Here is a 15022-nt window from a genome sequence, read left to right as displayed (position 1 = left end):
TAGTGTGCGGAGATCTGGCGCAGGACGTACTGCAGGATGCCGCCGTTGCGGTAGTAGTCCGCCTCGCCCGGCGTATCGATGCGCAGCACGGCGTCGAAGGACGTGACGGAACCGTCTTCGGCGGTGGCCGTGACCTTGAGGGTCTTCGGCGTGGTGCCATCGTTCAGGGCGGTGACGCCCTCAACTGCGTAGGTTTCCGTACCGGTCAGGCCCAGGCTGGCGGCGTTCTGGCCGGCCGGGTACTGCAGCGGGAGGACACCCATGCCGATCAGGTTGGAGCGGTGGATGCGCTCGTAGCTCTCGGCAACGACAGCCTTGACGCCCAACAGGGCAGTGCCCTTGGCGGCCCAGTCACGGGACGAACCCGAGCCGTACTCCTTGCCTGCCAGGACCACCAGCGCGGTGCCGGCTGCCTGGTAGTTCTGCGCGGCGTCGTAGACGTAGGCCTGCGGGCCGTCAGCCTGGGTGAAGTCGCGGGTGAAGCCGCCCTCCACGCCGTCCAGGAGCTGGTTCTTGATGCGGATGTTCGCGAACGTGCCGCGGATCATGACCTCGTGGTTGCCACGGCGTGAGCCGTAGGAGTTGAAGTCCTTGCGCTCCACACCGTTGGCCAGCAGGTACTGGCCGGCCGGGGTGTCCGACTTGAAGGAACCGGCCGGGGAGATGTGGTCCGTGGTGACGGAGTCGCCCAGCTTGAGCAGCACTCGCGCACCGGTGATGTCGTGGACCGGCTCCGGCTGGGCCTTCATGCCCTCGAAGTACGGGGGCTTGCGGACGTACGTGGACTTCTCGTCCCAGGCGAAGGTGTCGCCGGCGGGGGTGTCGAGCGCCTTCCAGCGATCGTCGCCCTCAAAGACGCCTTCGTAGCCGCGGGCGAACATTTCCTTGTCGATCGAGGAATCGATGACCTGCTGCACCTCGACCGGGTTCGGCCAGATGTCCTTCAGGAAGACGTCGTTGCCGGCCTCGTCCTGGCCCAGGGCGTCGTTGTCGAAGTCGAAGTCCATGGAACCGGCCAGGGCGTAGGCGATGACCAGCGGCGGGGAGGCCAGGTAGTTCATCTTCACGTCCGGGTTGATCCGGCCTTCGAAGTTACGGTTGCCGGAGAGCACCGCGGTGACGGAGAGGTCGTTGGCCTGGATGGCCTCGGAGATCTCGGCGTCAAGCGGACCGGAGTTGCCGATGCAGGTGGCGCAGCCATAGCCCACGATGTAGAAGCCGAGCTTCTCCAGGTACGGGGTCAGGCCCGACTTGTTGTAGTAGTCGGTGACCACCTTGGAACCGGGAGCCACGGAGGTCTTGACCCACGGCTTGGACGTCAGGCCCTTGTCGACGGCGTTGCGGGCCAGCAGTGCGGCGGCCAGCATCACGGACGGGTTGGACGTGTTGGTGCAGGAGGTGATCGAGGCGATCGAGACCGCGCCGTGGTCGAGCTCGAACTCGCGTCCGTCCGCGGTCTTGACGCTGACCTTGTTGGACGGGCGGCCGTTGGACTTCGGGCCGTGCGCGTGCGGGGCCACGTCGCTCAGGTGCGACGAAGAGGCGGTGAATGAGGGCGAGTCCGAAGCCGGGAAGCTTTCGTCGATCGCTTCGTCCAGGCTTCCGTCGGCCAGGTCTTCCTTCACGTAGTTGCGCAGGTCCTCGCGGAACTGGGCCTTGGACTCCGTGAGGATGATGCGGTCCTGCGGGCGCTTCGGGCCGGAGATCGACGGAACAACCGTGGACAGGTCCAGTTCGAGGTACTCGGAGAACTTGATCTCGCGGGAGGGGTCGTGCCAGAGGCCCTGTTCCTTCGCGTACGACTCCACGAGCGCGACGTTCTCGTCGGACCGGCCGGTGAGGCGCAGGTAGTCGAGGGTGACGTCGTCGATCGGGAACATCGCGGCGGTGGAGCCGAACTCCGGGCTCATGTTGCCGATCGTTGCACGGTTGGCCAGCGGCACAGCCGCGACGCCTTCACCGTAGAACTCGACGAACTTGCCGACCACACCGTGCTTGCGCAGCTGCTCGGTGATGGTCAGGACGACGTCGGTGGCGGTGGCGCCGGCCGGGATGGAGCCGGTGAGCTTGAAGCCCACGACGCGCGGGATGAGCATGGACACGGGCTGGCCAAGCATGGCAGCCTCGGCCTCGATGCCGCCAACGCCCCAGCCCAGCACGCCCAGGCCGTTGACCATGGTGGTGTGCGAGTCGGTGCCGACGCAAGTGTCCGGGTAAGCGCGGACAACGCCGTCGACTTCACGGGTCATGACGGTGCGGGCCAGGTACTCGATGTTGACCTGGTGCACAATGCCGGTGCCCGGCGGGACGACCTTGAAGTCGTCAAATGCCGTCTGGCCCCAGCGCAGGAACTGGTAACGCTCCCCGTTGCGCTGGTATTCGATCTCCATATTGCGCTCCAGTGCGCCGGAGTTGCCGAAGGCGTCAATCTGGACCGAGTGGTCAATGACCATTTCGGCCGGTGCCAGCGGGTTGACCCGCTTCGGGTCTCCGCCGAGCTCCTTGACGGCCTCACGCATGGTGGCGAGGTCAACGACGCACGGCACGCCGGTGAAGTCCTGCATGATCACGCGCGCCGGCGTGAACTGGATCTCGGTGTCGGGCTCGGCGCTGGGATCCCAGCCTGCCAGCGCACGGACGTGGTCGGCCGTGATGTTGGCACCGTCCTCGGTCCTCAACAGGTTTTCAAGCAATACCTTGAGGCTGAACGGAAGGTTTTCTGCACCTTCGACGGAGTTCAACCGGAAAATTTCATATTCGGTTCCGGCTACATTAAGTTTGCCTTTTGAACCGAAGCTGTCCACAATGCTCATCGCAGGACTCCTCTCGCAACAGTTTCATCTTTGTCGCGCTACTGGACCCTTGCTAGTTAGGTCGGCCTAACTAATACAGGCATCGGTACATCATGGTACGCAATGCAGGTAAGAACGCAGGGAACGGCCGCTAAATCAACGCAGGTGGTTAATTCAACGCCAGTACTCAATTAACCACTGATGATGGAGCGCGACGACGGACTACTACGCCCATCCTAGTGGCATCACGGTTGAGGAGTCAGCAACGCCACAGTCTCCATGTGGTGGGTATGCGGGTACAGGTCGAAGGCACGCAGCCCGGCCAGGCCCCAGCCGCCCTGCCGGAAATAGCCCAGGTCGCGGGCGAATGAGGCCGGATCGCAGGAGACGTAGGCGACGGCCCGGGGACCGGCGTCCATCAACTGTTTGACTACCGCCTTGCCGGCACCTGCGCGTGGCGGGTCCAGGATCAGGGCGTCGAAGTTGCGGGGTTTCTGCCGCAGCACGCGCTCCACACGGCCCTGGACGATCTCGACCTGGGCGGCGTCGTGCAGGTTCTTGCGTGCATCGCGGCTGGTTCCCGGGGCTCCCTCGACCGAGAGCACGGATCCGGTCACGCCCACGGCATCGGCCAGCGGTGCCGTGAACAGCCCGGCCCCGGCGTACAGGTCCGCCACCACCGAGCCCGGCGCGAGGTAGCCGCCGTCGTGCAGGAAGCCGGTGACGGCGCCGACGAGTGTCTCCGGGGCATCCCGGTGGATCTGCCAGAAGCCGTCGCCGGTAACCCGGTACTCGTGGCCCGCTGCAGACTCCTGGACGTAGGTGCGGCCGCGCAACTGCAGCACCTCGCCGGTGGCCGGGTCCAGGCTGGCGACCGAGACGTCGTCGGGCAGCTGGGCCAGGATGCCGCTGAGCCGCTTGGACCGGGTTCCCGGGGCTGGCACCAGCAGCACCAGCGGCCGGGAGCCGTTCGCCGGGGCGGCGACCTCGACCCGGTCGATGCCCTGCAGGTCGATGTCCCAGAGCCGGAGCGCGTTGATCCCGTCCACGGCCAGCGGCATGTCGCGCACGGGCAGGATGGCATCGGAGCGGTGGGCGTGCATGCCGAGCTTGCCGGCCGCCGTCACGGCGAAGCCGGCGCGCGTCCGCCAGCCCAGGCCGGAAGCGGCCGGCTCCCCCGCGGCCGTGCCGACGGCTTCGACTGTGAGCTGCCCCGCCGGCGCAAGTTCGACGCCGGCCAGCCGCTTGAGCTGTTCGGCCAGGACCTCGGCTTTGAGGCTGCGCTGGCGCGCCAGGGAGATGTGGCCGAGTTCGGCGCCGCCGACGGGCGGGTGCCGGTGCGACCAGGAGCGCGCGGAATCGGCGAGGTCCCAGAAGTGCGGCACCCGGTCCGGGGAGGGCTCCAGTACCTCCACCACATCGGCGCGCCAGAATTTCGCGGCCGGGCCGTCGTCAGTGAGCCGGACACGGACCTTTTCGCCGGGAATCCCGTGCCGGACGAAGATGACGCGTCCCTCGTGCCGGGCAACGCAGTGCCCGCCGTGGGCGACGGGTCCGACGTCGAGCGTCAGTTCGGTGCGGGTATCGGTGTGGGCGTGCGTCCGGGTGTCGTGGGTCATTGGATATCCTGCAGGTTCTTGGCTTCTTCGGACGATTTCAGCTGCCACGGCACACTACACACCATGACCCCGGGCTCGAAGTGCAGCCGGGTTTTGATGCGCAGCGCAGTCTGGTTGTGGACGAGTTGCTCCCACCATTTGCCCACGACGTACTCCGGGATGTAGACCACGATCAGGTCGCGCGGCGAATCGCGGCGCATGTTCTTGATGTAGTCCATGATCGGGGTCACCGTTTCGCGGAACGGGCTGGCCAGCACGGTTAGGGGTACCGGGATTTCGAGCTTCTCCCAGTCCGCAACTGTCGCCTCGGTTTCCTCGGAGCTGATGTCCACGGTAATGGCGTCCAGCCGCGACGGGCGGGAGGCCCGGGCGTAGGCGAGGGCGCGCAGAACCGGCTTGCGCACGTGCGAGACGAGCAGCACCGCGTGCACCCGGGTGGGTAGGGCGCGCGGCGAGGAGTCCTCGTCGACGGCGAGTTCCTTGGCCACGTTGTCATAGTGCGCCCGGATGCTCCACATGATCAGGAACAGCACGAACATCGCCAGCAGCGCGATCCAGGCGCCCTGCGAGAACTTGGTGATCAGGACGATCACCAAGACCAGGGCGGTCATGCAGAAGCCCACCGTGTTGATGGTCCGGGACTTGATGATGCGCAACCGCACGGCAGGTTCCTTGGAAAGCTTCAGCTCCCGGCCCCAGTGCCGGATCATGCCCAGCTGGCTCATCGTGAAGGAGATGAAGACGCCCACGATGTAGAGCTGGATGAGCTTTGTGACGTCGGCGTTGAAGGCGATGATGAGCACCAGGGCGCCGGCCGCCAGGGCCAGGACGCCGTTGCTGAAGGCCAGCCGGTCGCCACGGGTGCGCAGCTGGCGCGGCAGGTAGCCGTCCTGCGCCAGGATCGAGCCGAGCACCGGAAAACCGTTGAACGCCGTGTTGGAGGCGAACACCAGGATGACGCCGGTGGCGGCCACCACGATATAGAACGGGATGGAGCCCTCGCCGAAGACGGTCTGCGCGATCTGGCTGATGGCCGGGTTCTGGATGTAGCCCTCTTCCAACGGTTTGCCGTTCAGCAGGAATTCGGTCGCCGGGTCCAGCACGATGTGCACTTTGGTGGCGTTGGCCAGGTAGATGATGCCCGCGAGCATGGCCGAGGCAATCACGCCCAGCAGCAGCAGCGTGGTGGCCGCGTTCTTGCTCTTCGGCTTCTGGAAGTTGGGCACACCGTTGCTGATGGCTTCGACGCCGGTCAGGGCCGCCGCGCCGGAGGAGAAGGCACGCAGCAGCAGGAACGCGCCGGCCAGACCGACAAGTCCTTCGTCGAAGCCCGGCTCAGGCACAATCTCGAACGCCGCCGACGGTGCCTGCCCCAGCTGGCCGGTTGCGGCCTGGAAGACCCCGACGGCGGTCATGCCCAGGATCGAGGCCATGAAGATGTAGGTCGGGACGGCGAAGACGCTGCCCGCCTCCTTAATCCCGCGCAGGTTCACGAGGGCCAGGATGATGACGCCGATCGTGGCAATCGCCGCCTGCTGCCCGTGCAGCGAGGGCACGGCGGTGGTCAGGTACGTCGCGGCCGACGACATGGACACAGCCACCGTCAGCACATAGTCGACCAGCAGCGCCGAGGCCACGGTGAGGCCGGCGAACTTGCCCAAGTTGACGTTGGCAATCTCGTAATCGCCGCCGCCGGAGGGGTAGGCGTGGACGTTCTGGCGGTAGGAGGCCACGACGGTCAGAAGCACCACCATGACGGCGAGGCCCACCCACGGAGCGATGGCGACCGCGCTCACGCCGGCCAGGGCCAGGGTCAGGAGGATTTCATCCGGGGCATAGGCCACCGAGGACAGCGCGTCCGAGGCGAAAATGGGCAGCGCGATCCGCTTCGGCAAGAGCGTGTGGGCCAGACGGTCGTTCCGGAAGGGCTTGCCTACCAGCACCCGCTTCACGGCATTGAAAATTGTCAGCACCACACAAAGCTAGTCTGATTCGGACGCGATGTCATGACGGCGAAGTTGGCGTCCGCAAGGACGTCGGCCGGCGCCCCGTGGCCGTGGCCTTCCGGCACCGCGTGGCCGGTAGAGTTTTACGCAGTATCAGACGCAGAACCAAGAGGAGGCCCTTGTGGCGCACTTCGTGATCATGGGTTGTGGCCGTGTCGGGTCAACCCTGGCACACACGCTCGAGGACGCCGGTCATTCGGTGGCCATCATCGACCAGGATGACCGCGCCTTCCGGCGGCTCCGCACCGGGTTTTCCGGACGGAAGGTCACGGGGGTCGGGTTTGACCGCGAGACGATGAAGCGGGCAGGCGTCGAGGAGGCCTATGCCTTCGCGGCCGTTTCCAGCGGCGACAACTCCAACATCCTCGCCACCCGGGTGGCACGGGAGACTTTCCACGTTCCCCATGTGGTGGCCAGGATCTACGATCCGGGCCGCGCCGAAATCTACCAGCGCCTCGGCATTCCCACGGTCGCCGCGGTCCGCTGGAGCGCCGACCAGGTGCTGCGCCGCATCCTGCCCGAACAGCACATCGCCGGCGACTACCGGGAGCCCTCGGGCCGGCTGGTCCTCGCCGAAGTTGACCTTAACCCGGACTGGATCGGGCACCCGATCTCCTCGATCGAGAAGGCGGCCGGCATCCGGATCGCGTATCTGACCCGGTTCGGCGAGGGCATGCTGCCCGTTGCCGGCACGTCCTACCAGGACGGCGACACCGTCCACGCCATGCTGAACGTGGACCGGAGCTCGGAAATCGGCCATATTCTCGCCAAATCCCCCGCCAAGGAGTCCTGAGTGAAAGTCGTCATCGTCGGTGCCGGAAGCGTCGGGTCCTCGATCGCCCGCGAGTTGTTGGCCCACAAGCACGAAATCCTGCTGATCGACGAGAAGCCGGAGGTCATCGGCCGGAGCGGGCTGCGCGGAGCCCACTGGCTGGTCGGTGATGCCTGCGAGCTGAGCACGCTGCAGGACGCCAAACTCGAGGACGCCGACGTCGTGGTCTCCGCCACCGGTGACGACAAGGTCAACCTGGTGGTCTCGCTGCTGGCCAAAACGGAATTCGGCGTCGGGCGTACCGTCGGCCGGGTCAACAACCCCAAGAACGACTGGATGTTCGACGACTCCTGGGGCGTCGACGTCGCGGTCAACACCCCGCAGCTGATGACCGCCCTGGTGGAGGAGGCGGTGGAGATCGGTGACCTGGTGCGGCTGCTGACACTGCAGACCGGGGTGTCCTCGCTGGTGGAGTTCACGGTCCCGCACGACTCGCATGTGATCGGGCTGACCGTGGGCGATGTCCAGTGGCCCGAGGACGCCACCCTCGTTGCGATCCTGCGGGACCAGGCGCCCATCACGCCGAGCCGCGACGACGTGATCGACGGCGGCGACGAACTGTTCTTTGTCACCACGATCGCGGCCGAGGACGACCTCCGCGCCCTGCTGGCGCCCGAATCACCGCTGGAGGACCAGCACCCGGTGACCTCGGACCAACACGGCCACGGCACCCAGCCGGCCGGGGACGACGGCTTCGACGGCTGATCCGTTCCGCTCCCAATAGTTGCGCTACCAGATATGGCCGTTCCCGAAGTTTGGGAACGGCCATATCTCATAGCGCATCGGGTCAGTTGGCCTCTGGGGCCGCGGCGGGCACCGGGGCCGGCCGGGTGATCAGCCAGGCAACCCAGATGCCGAGGATGTACAGCGGGGCGCCCATAAGGAGCCTGGTGGTGGCGAGGGCGGCGAGGCCCTGCTCGCCCATGAAGTAGAGCGGCACCTGCACCACGAGCCGCAGGACCAGCACGGCAACGATCACCCACGTGCCGATGCTGTACGCCCTGATCCGCTTCGGGTCCTTGCGCCATTCCAGGCCCTCGTTGCGGATGAAGCCGAAGAGCAGGCCGGCGATCGGCCAGCGCACGAACACGGAGATCGACATTGCCAGGATGTAGCCGACGTTGGTGAAGAACCCCAGGACGTAGAAGTTCTCTGCTTTGCCGGTCGAGGTGGCCAGCCATGCGGAGAGGCCGACGCCGATGAAGCCGGCGAGAGCCTGCGTCAGTGGTTTGCGCTGAACCAGCCGCGCCACGGTGAAGACGGCGGCCACCGCCAGGGAGGCCGTGACGGCCATCGCCAGGTTTTCCCGGTCGAGGGTGAAGGCAATCAGGAAGACCAGGCCCGGGAGGATGCTCTCGGCGATGCCCTGGATGCCGCCGGCGCTTCTAAGCACATCAATGTTGCCGTTGCTCGACCGGTGCAGGCCGGCCTTGGCCGCGTAGTCCCCGGCAAGCTGAGCGACAGTTGGCGCGGCGGTTGTGGGCTGGGCGGCTGTGGGCTCGGAAGTCACGGGTGCGGACATGTCCCGGCCGCCGTCCGCGGATTCCGCCGGCTCCTGCCGGCCGGTGTCTTGATGAGGCCGCTCCGGGCGGTCCCGCTCGGGGTGTTCGGGCAAGCTCATTGCTCCTCCTGGCGGGAGAGTATTTCGTAGCGTGGGTTGAAGATCGTGGGCAGCCCGTCGCGGATGGTGACCATGCCCTCGAGCCGGAGCTCCGTTCCGGCGTCGACGCCGGGGATCCGGCGCCGGCCAAGCCATACAACGCGCAGCCGCTCCTTGGGACCGGCCGGCCGCTGGCGCTGGGCGCCGGGGCGCACCCGGTGTGTTGATACCCCGTTGGCCGGCAGGCTGCTGGCCGCCCCGGCACCGGATCCGGCTTTGGCACCAAAACCCGGGAAACGGCTGACGGGCGCAGGTACGTCGTGATCGATCAGGATCGCAATGAAGGAAGCCACCTGGTTGGCGGGCACGTACGTGACGGACTCGATGAAGCCGTGGCACAGCACCCGCCCGCGGTCCGGCAAGTCCCGGACGGACATGGCGGCGGTGGCTTTCTTACCGGCGGCATCAGCCAATCTGGGTTATCTCCGGTCCGCGTTCGGGCTGTTCGAATTCGGGGGCCGCCTGCGGCGACGGTGCAGCGGCGGTGTCCTTGGGCAGGCGCAGCTGCAGCAGGTCACGCGGCGGCATGGGGTTCTCGCCGCGGACCACGACGATCTTCCGGAAGAGCCCCTCCAGTCCGGCCGCCGCGTCGCGGTCAAGGGCTGCCTCGCCGCCGAAGACTCCGCGGAGGAACCAGCGCGGGCCATCGACGCCGATGAAGCGGGCCACTCGGTATCCCTGGCTGCCGTCCGCGCCGCCGGCGGGAAGCTTCGCCACGAGTTCGGTGCCGAAGCTGCCCTCGACCTCCTCGACCTGGCCGCCCTGGCTGCCGACCGACTGCCCGATCTGCTCACGGATTTCATCCCACAGGCCCTCGGAGCGGGGGGCGGCGAAGGCCTGCAGCTGAAGGCTCGATCCCTCCAGGTCCATGGTGACGGCGACGACGCGCTGGCTCGCCTCTTCAACCTCCAAGCGGAGCTGGAGTCCCTCGCGGGGTGCGATCAGCAGCGCACCGAGGTCCACGTACCCGTCCTGGTCGTCGATTTCCGAGACGTCGAAGGGACCCGTCGCGGCCCGGCCGGCGGTTTCGGCAACGTTCCCGGCCGGTGTCGCGGCGGCGTCACCAGCAGCTTCCGTGGCCACAGCGTTCTGGTCCGTATCGGCCCCGGTCGGCTGCTCCTGTTTGGCTTTCCTGCCGCGCCCAAAAACCATGGGGTGTCTCCTTCAGTTGTGATCCTGTGCCGCCGCCCGGCGCCGTCCTGGCGCCTGTCCGCGTGGCCGCCCGCTAACCCCGCGGCCGGCTCCTTAATTCCGTGCATCATTGCCTGCATGTGCTGCAGTGCCTGCGGCACTGCAACAACGCAGTTGGCTCCCGTGGCGTTGCCGGGGCCTGCGCTCAGGCCGGTCCGCCGAAACCGCCGGTGGAACCGAAGCCTCCCCCGCCGCGGACGGAGCCGTCGAGCTCCTCGACCGGGAGGAACCTGGCGTACTCCACGCGCTGAATGACCATTTGTGCAATTCTATCGCCGCGGCGGAGCTCGATCGCCTCGTCCCGGTCCGTATTGAGCAGTGTCACCGCGATTTCACCGCGGTAGCCGGCGTCCACAGTCCCCGGGGCGTTCACCACCGTGAGTCCGTGCTTGGTGGCGAGGCCGGACCGGGGGTGGATCAGCGCAACGAATCCATCCGGAAGCGCAATCGCGACGCCTGTCGGGACGAGGCGGCGCTCCCCCGGCGCGAGGACGACGTCCTCGCGGGCGCGAAGGTCAGCGCCCGCGTCGCCCGGGTGCGCGTACGACGGCGGCTCGAGCCCGTCGTCGAGCATTTTCAGCTGTACCGTCAAGGTGGGCGTTCCGTAGGCTGCGTCGCTGGCCGTCGGTGCGGCACTGGCGACGGCGGTGTTTTCTTCAGTCACAGTCCCTCACTCTAACGCCCGCAAGGAACATCGTCCTAGCCGCCGCTGGCCTGCCCGGGCACGGCGCTTCCGGGTTGATCCAGGGCTGGAGCCGGGCGGGGCCGAGGTGAAATAGGCCGGGAAAGATGAAAAGCTGTGCTTATGCCCGAATCCAGCGCAGCCGCGCCTGCCCCGAAGAGCGCCCCGAGCGACTCCACTGCCCTTTACTCCGAGAAGCTTTGGCCGAACTTCTGGATCTGGCTGGTCGCGGCGGGGTTCTCCAGTGCCGGGATCCTCATGCTGGCGCCCATCAGCATCTGGGCCGGTATTACCGCAGCGATCGTGCTCTTCGTCATCATCTCCGTGCTGCTGGTCCTGTCCACGCCGTCAATCACTGTCACGAGGACCACCCTGAAGGTGGGCAGGGCCACGATTGAACGCGGGTTCCTGGGCAAGGCCACGGCGTTCCGGGGCAAAGAAGCGACGGCGGAGCGGGGCACCAGGCTCAATGGGCTGGCGTTCCTGTGTATCCGTGGGTGGGTGGATCCGGTGGTCCGGATCGAGATCGAGGACCCCTCGGACCGCACCCCGTACTGGCTGGCGTCCAGCCGCCACCCGGAGCAACTGATCGCCGCGCTCAACGCTTAGTTCCCCCGCCTCCTGCACGGCTCTCCCCAACTCCCAGAAGGCACCTCACGTCGCCTCCTCCCCGGTCCTGAAATGCGTGCCCGGGATCCGGGGTCCTGGTCAGGGCTGCCGCGTGCCTAGCCCTCGCAATCCTTGCAGTACTTGAGGCCGTCCTTTTCGCGGGCAATCTGCGAACGGTGGCGGACGAGGAAGCAGGAGGCACACGTGAATTCGTCAGCCTGGGCGGGCAGGACCCGGACCAGCAGTTCCTCCCCGGACAGGTCTGCGCCGGGAAGTTCGTAGCCTTCGGCGAGGTCGGACTCATCTTCATCCACCACGGCGGAAGGCTTCTCCGTACGCCGCGCCTTCAGAGCCTCAATCGAATCCTCGCTGAGGTCTTCTTCGGTCTTACGCGGCGCATCGTAATCAGTCGCCATTATTTGTTGCTCACACTCCGCATTCGTTCGATTGATTCGCCGTTCCGGGATGGCCCGCCGGGATGGTAACCCTGGGCTCCGGGAACGGTTCACCGTTGTAACGCCGGACATGCGGTTTTTGTGCCCGGTGTCGGGTCATTTTTGCTTAAGCGCCTCCCGAATGCCAGAGCCCAGCGGTCCCCTCGCCCCGATCTCTCCCACAGACCGGCAAAAACCGGCGGAAAGTCGCGGAAAGTCGCGGAAAATCACGGCGCGCCTGCCGTCCTAACCCGAAATGCGTCCCGCTGGTGGCAGAGTTTCGATTGTTAGTAATGCCAGGGTGGAGGATTTGTATGCAGGATCTACGGCTTGTAGGCGTCCACGACGACGGAGAGCATCTCCTGTTGAGTGGCACCGGCGGCGAGATGTTCCAGCTGCCGATCGATGAAGCACTTCGGGTGGCGGCCAGCCGGACGTCGGCGAAGACCGCGTCCAGCGCGGCCGCACCCCCTATTGCCATGTCACCGCGCGACATCCAGACCAGGATTCGCAACGGGGCCACCGCCGCCGAAGTGGCGGAGCTGTCCGGAATTCCGCTGGAGAAAGTCCAGCGTTACGAGGGCCCGGTCCTGGCCGAACGCGAGTACATCGCGCAGCAGGCCCGCAAGGTGGAGGTCGCCTCCCCAGCCCCGGGCCACGACGCCTACCGGTCGGTGTTCGGTGAAAACCCGGCGTCCCTCAGCGACATGGTCGAGCACCGGCTCAGGGCCCACGGTGTCGAGCCCTCAACCCTGGAGTGGGATTCCTGGCGACGTCCCGACGGCAGCTGGAACGTGGTGGCCCGCTTCGAGCCCAAGCCCGGCGGCCCGGCCGGAATCGGCGAGGAGCCGCCCGCCCTGTGGACCTTCCACCCCGCCCGGAAGACCCTGCAAAACGCCAACCGCTGGGCCCAGCAGCTGAGCGAACTTGAGCCGCTCGAAGGCCCAGTGCCGACCCGGCGCCTCACGGCCGTCTCCGACCGGCCTTTCGACTTTGAAACCGATGCCGAGGCCGCGGCCCGCACAGCGACCGGCCAGCACAGCATTATTCACCAGATGCTGCTCCAGCAGGACAGGATCCACCAGGAACAAGACGCCGACGGGCTGCTGGACATGCTGCGTTCCCGCCGCGGCCAGCGGATCGGCGTGGACGAGGACGCGGACGACGCCCTTGCCACGCTCCTGACCACCGGCGTCCCCGCGGCCCACCCCCGCCCGTCGGAGGTCCCGGAAGCAACCGAGCTTCCGGCAGCTGTGGAGCCGGATGCCATCCCCGAATCCGCTGCGGAGGGCGATCCCGCCCCGGCCGAGACCGATCCGGCTCTCATCAACCCCGGTCTGCCGGACGTTCCTGCAGTGGAGGCGGCCGCCGCGTCGGAAACCGACTCCTTCACGCGACGGCGCGACGGCAGGCCCTCGATGCTCTCGCGGCTGAGCCTCGCACCGCGCCTCCCGGAGGAGGACGATGCCCTGAAACTGCACGACGGCGTCAGCACCGAGACCCGGGAGGTCACCATCGCGGCCTCGCAACTGCGCCCGGCCCCGAAGAGCGGCCCGACGGCGAGCCCGGGCCTGGATGAATTGATCGGCGGTGGAACGTCCCGGCGGCAGCACCGCGAGTCCCACGCCGCTGCCCGGAACGAGCCCGGAACGGACCAGCCCGAGCGCCAGCCGGCCAAGCCGAAGCGCTCCAGCGTTCCGAGCTGGGACGAAATCGTCTTCGGAACCCGCAACGACCAATAAGAACCGGGCCCGCGTTTCCGGCAGGAATTTCAGGCAGGATTTTCCGTGCCGAATTTCAGGCAGCGATTTCCGCCGGGCCGTCAGCCGCGGGGCGCTTTTTTACCGTCGGCCTGGAAGTAGAGCAGCGGGACTTCCCGCTCGGCTTTCGTCAGGGAACCGTGCTGGCCCACGACCTCCAGGGCAGTGGGCCGGACCCTGCGTGTATCGTAAAGCGCCAGCGCGTCCCGGGCCGCGATCATGACGTCGCCGATCCGCAAGGCAGCCTCGGCCCGCACGTCGCCGAACAGGCCGCCCGCGATCGCTTCCTCACGGGTGAAGGCCCATATTCTGTCCCCGAAACGGGACCGCCAGTTGGCCAGCAGGCGGCCGCGGGCGGCGTCGTCCGTTCCATCCTCGAGGTAGAGGTGGACCATGCGCGGCTCTCCAGCGGTGTGCCGCACCCCGGCGAGCAGCGCCGGTTCCGCGGAGTAGTCGATCCGCTGCGATTCGGGCACGTCCACCATTCCGTGGTCCGCCGTCAGCAGCACCGTGGTGCCGGCCGGCAGGGTGGCGTTGAGCCGGCGCACCGTGGCATCGAGTTCTTCCAGCTGGTGCTCCCACTGGGCTGACTGGCAGCCGTGGCGGTGCCCGGCCTTGTCGAGCTCATTGACATAGAAGTACATCAGCGAGGGACCGGCGCCGGCCATGGCCTCGGCGGCAGCTTCGGTCCGGGCGTGCGATGTGGTTCCGGTGAGGAAGCGGCCTCCGCGGAGCGCGGCCTCGGTCATGGCCGAGGTGCTGAACTGCGGCAGGCTGACCGTCGTGACATCGACGTGTTCCGCGGCCCGTTCGAAAACGGTGGGGAACGGCTGCCACGTCCGCGGGTCCACGCCGGCGTCCCAGTTGCCCAGCATGTTCACTACCCGGTCCTGATCCGGATCCAGGACGTCATAGCCCACCATGCCGTGCTGGCCCGCCGACAGTCCGGTGCCAAAGCTGGCGAGGGATGCCGCGGTGGTGGACGGGAACGCCGAGTCCAGCGACACGGGCACCTGGCCCTGGCCGGCCTGCTGGACCGCACGCAGGAACGGGGTGTGGGCGCTCTTCTGCTTCAACAGGTTCCGGCCCAGCCCGTCGGCCAGCACCACACACACACGTTTGGCGGCCGGAAGGTTCAGTTTGTTCTCAAACCCCGGGACACCCAGGCTGGCGGCGGCGCTGGTGAGCACCTCGGCGATGGAACGGTGTCCGAACGCCGGGGCGGGCGGGAGCGGGGACGGGCCGGCGGCCAGCGGGACGGCGGCGGCGGTGTCGGCGGCGTCGGCGGCCAGGGAGGGAGCTAATACCGGGACTGGCAGCTGATCTTCGGCGGGCTCAGGCTGACGGAAATGGGCCATGTCAGCGCTGGTGGCCGCGGCTGAGGCGGTTTCCGAACACGCCCATCCGCGGTCGGGGCGGCAGCCCGGGCCCGTTGTG

Annotated in this window: 13 protein-coding genes; 4 read left to right on the top strand and 9 right to left on the bottom strand. The window is 67.2% G+C overall.

What is annotated here, in order from left to right; translation table 11 throughout:
• The 3 genes from Y706_RS25505 to Y706_RS0113620 form a co-directional block, all read right to left on the bottom strand.
• A partial coding sequence (locus Y706_RS25505; protein ID WP_043436167.1) for an aconitate hydratase occupies positions 1 to 2813 on the bottom strand: 2813 nt, incomplete at its 3' end.
• A gap of 224 nt (positions 2814 to 3037) precedes the next feature.
• The gene (locus tag Y706_RS0113625) at positions 3038 to 4411 is read right to left on the bottom strand and encodes a class I SAM-dependent RNA methyltransferase (protein WP_028277005.1); all 1374 of its coding nucleotides are present in this window, start codon (positions 4409 to 4411) and stop codon (positions 3038 to 3040) included.
• Positions 4408 to 6384: an APC family permease gene (locus tag Y706_RS0113620; RefSeq protein WP_173403080.1), complete on the bottom strand. Its 1977-nt coding sequence runs from the start codon at positions 6382 to 6384 to the stop codon at positions 4408 to 4410. The genes Y706_RS0113625 and Y706_RS0113620 overlap by 4 nt, the downstream gene beginning before the upstream one ends.
• Before the next feature lie 154 nt (positions 6385 to 6538).
• On the opposite strand from Y706_RS0113620, the gene Y706_RS0113615 reads away from it, so the two are divergent.
• The gene (locus tag Y706_RS0113615; RefSeq protein WP_028277003.1) at positions 6539 to 7210 is read left to right on the top strand and encodes a potassium channel family protein; all 672 of its coding nucleotides are present in this window, start codon (positions 6539 to 6541) and stop codon (positions 7208 to 7210) included.
• Complete coding sequence (locus Y706_RS0113610; RefSeq protein ID WP_018772421.1) at positions 7211 to 7954, top strand: potassium channel family protein; 744 nt, start codon at positions 7211 to 7213, stop codon at positions 7952 to 7954. It abuts the gene before it with no gap.
• An 82-nt stretch (positions 7955 to 8036) separates the two neighbouring features.
• On the opposite strand, the gene Y706_RS0113605 is transcribed toward Y706_RS0113610, so the two are convergent.
• From Y706_RS0113605 to dut, 4 genes are all read right to left on the bottom strand, one after another.
• Positions 8037 to 8771, bottom strand: a complete 735-nt coding sequence (locus Y706_RS0113605) for a DUF3159 domain-containing protein (protein ID WP_043436174.1) — start codon at positions 8769 to 8771, stop codon at positions 8037 to 8039.
• Positions 8772 to 8866: 95 nt separating this feature from the next.
• The gene (locus Y706_RS0113600) at positions 8867 to 9322 is read right to left on the bottom strand and encodes a hypothetical protein (RefSeq protein WP_028277001.1); all 456 of its coding nucleotides are present in this window, start codon (positions 9320 to 9322) and stop codon (positions 8867 to 8869) included.
• Entirely contained in the window at positions 9315 to 10061 is a 747-nt protein-coding gene (locus tag Y706_RS0113595) for a DUF3710 domain-containing protein (protein ID WP_028277000.1), read from the bottom strand. The genes Y706_RS0113600 and Y706_RS0113595 overlap by 8 nt, the downstream gene beginning before the upstream one ends.
• Positions 10062 to 10245: 184 nt before the next feature.
• Positions 10246 to 10764 carry a dUTP diphosphatase gene (dut, locus tag Y706_RS0113590; RefSeq protein ID WP_028276999.1) on the bottom strand — a complete coding sequence of 173 codons (519 nt, stop codon included), beginning with the start codon at positions 10762 to 10764 and terminating at the stop codon, positions 10246 to 10248.
• Positions 10765 to 10905: 141 nt separating this feature from the next.
• Between dut and Y706_RS0113585 the strand changes: the two genes are divergently transcribed.
• Positions 10906 to 11391, top strand: coding sequence for a DUF3093 domain-containing protein (locus Y706_RS0113585; RefSeq protein WP_028276998.1), 486 nt, complete (start codon positions 10906 to 10908; stop codon positions 11389 to 11391).
• A gap of 116 nt (positions 11392 to 11507) precedes the next feature.
• On the opposite strand, the gene Y706_RS0113580 is transcribed toward Y706_RS0113585, so the two are convergent.
• On the bottom strand, positions 11508 to 11807 hold the full coding sequence (locus tag Y706_RS0113580; RefSeq protein ID WP_018772415.1) for a DUF4193 domain-containing protein: 300 nt from the start codon (positions 11805 to 11807) through the stop codon (positions 11508 to 11510).
• Positions 11808 to 12139: 332 nt separating this feature from the next.
• On the opposite strand from Y706_RS0113580, the gene sepH reads away from it, so the two are divergent.
• The gene (gene sepH / locus Y706_RS0113575; RefSeq protein WP_028276997.1) at positions 12140 to 13567 is read left to right on the top strand and encodes a septation protein SepH; all 1428 of its coding nucleotides are present in this window, start codon (positions 12140 to 12142) and stop codon (positions 13565 to 13567) included.
• Between the two features lie 80 nt (positions 13568 to 13647).
• On the opposite strand, the gene Y706_RS0113570 is transcribed toward sepH, so the two are convergent.
• Positions 13648 to 14943 (bottom strand): alkaline phosphatase family protein, encoded by a 1296-nt coding sequence (locus Y706_RS0113570; RefSeq protein ID WP_253906794.1) that lies wholly within the window; start codon positions 14941 to 14943, stop codon positions 13648 to 13650.
• Between the last annotated feature and the right edge of the window lie 79 nt (positions 14944 to 15022).

The organism is Arthrobacter sp. I3 (assembly GCF_000520575.1).
Lineage (GTDB): Bacteria > Actinomycetota > Actinomycetes > Actinomycetales > Micrococcaceae > Arthrobacter > Arthrobacter humicola_A.
Note: the sequence above shows the minus strand (reverse complement) of the source record. Positions and strands in the feature narration are given on the sequence as shown.